This window comes from Paenibacillus sp. NMA1017 (assembly GCF_058895805.1).
The window spans coordinates 1-1,510 of record NZ_JBZXYR010000046.1 but is presented as its reverse complement, the minus strand read 5'-3'; the positions used below and the strand labels follow the sequence as shown (position 1 = coordinate 1,510).

The window sequence follows — 1,510 nt, the reverse complement described above, 5'->3', positions numbered from 1 at the left end:
TAAAGGCTCCTATGAACGTGTATTAAAAACAGACTCCTTTGCAAACATAGCTAGCTGTTTTATCAAAATTACGGTCTTCGACACGGAGGGACGAAGTACAGCATTAAGAGCGCATGTTGAGAATACGTTGGGTGGACAAATTTATATTGTTGATTCAGAAGCTAGATGGCTGGATATCACGGCATTGCATACGCATAAAGGTGAGACAGTAAAGAAACTGCAAGAAATGTTGGGCGTCACATACGAGGAAACAATGTCATTTGGTGACGGCGAGAATGATGTGGAACTCATGGCAATCGCGAAATACAGTTTTGCAGTGAGTAATGCTTGTGAAAATACTAAAAAAGCAGCAAACTTCATTACTAAGTCAAACGAAGAAAATGGTGTTCTTCTCACGATTCAAAAAATACTGGATTTGCAGTGATCCTTGTCTGTCAACTGGTATTGCATTATGTAAAAGAGCGGGGCAATGGTGTGATTGCCCCGCTCTCTTATCATTTGAGTTGCAGAAACAGGCACTTCCAATGGTTATTATGTACCGAAAAAGAAATGATTTATGAGCAGACTCATCACATGTATCAATAAAGAATGAAACTTTTGCGGGATATGTTGCCCCAAAATATCTAAAAAGACGCTGGCATGTTAGCGCTCTCCGTGAAAAAACCAGGTTGTTCCTCTACGTAAAGCCCGTACTCCTTATTGTTTGAATTTCTATATTACGCTTTTGAGAAAATAATATTTGATTGGAAGACTGTTGTAATCCAGATTATTCCAAAAAAAATGTTTGTATTACTTCCATTCAAGTTGAATCGTTATTCGAAACTTGTTTTCGATAATTTTGTGGAACTACACCCATCTGTTTACGAAAAATGGACGAAAAATAACTAGCACTTTGGAAACCGCAGGCAAGTGCGATTTCACTTATGGATCTTCGTGTTTCTTTTAACATTTCGCAACTTTTTTGGAGGCGATATTGAGTGACATAGTTGTTGGGCGTCTGGCCCACATACTTGTTAAATAATGTGCAGCAACGGCTTCTGCAAACAGCTCCTGCAGATGCGATCTCCTCAAGAGTTATTTTTTGATCATAGTTTTGATGAATGAAACGAGTCATTTCCTGAACATGCGTTAATGCTCCAGGTTGCCCAGAAATGGGTTGCAAATGATCCCCTATTGTTGCACACAAAGATAAAGCTTGTGATGCCAGACGAAGCGGATTTGGAGGAGTATGGTCCTTATGCATTTCCTGATAGATTTCTTGAATGGACAGTAGTATTCTTTTCTGCCAATCAACCTGATCTGTAAGTACAACAAAATCAGCCATCATTAGACTAAACTTTTCCCCCCAGTATGTTTGAATAAATGATGTCTTCTCACCAAGGATAGAGGGATGAATGACGACGACAAGGAATAAACAATTTTTATGGTCTGCAAGAGAATAGCCGAAATGCAAACGTTGGCTATTCACAAAAAGTCCATCCCCTTGATGCAATCGAGTGATACTTCCATT

General features: G+C 39.1%; 2 protein-coding genes. One reads left to right on the top strand and one right to left on the bottom strand.

What is annotated here, in order from left to right:
- A partial coding sequence (locus AC5ELV_RS26250) for an HAD hydrolase family protein (RefSeq protein ID WP_493432452.1) occupies nucleotides 1-424 on the top strand: 424 nt, incomplete at its 5' end.
- 375 nt (nucleotides 425-799) lie between these two features.
- On the opposite strand, the gene AC5ELV_RS26245 is transcribed toward AC5ELV_RS26250, so the two are convergent.
- The coding region (locus AC5ELV_RS26245; protein WP_493432451.1) for a helix-turn-helix domain-containing protein at nucleotides 800-1,510 on the bottom strand (711 nt) is incomplete at its 5' end.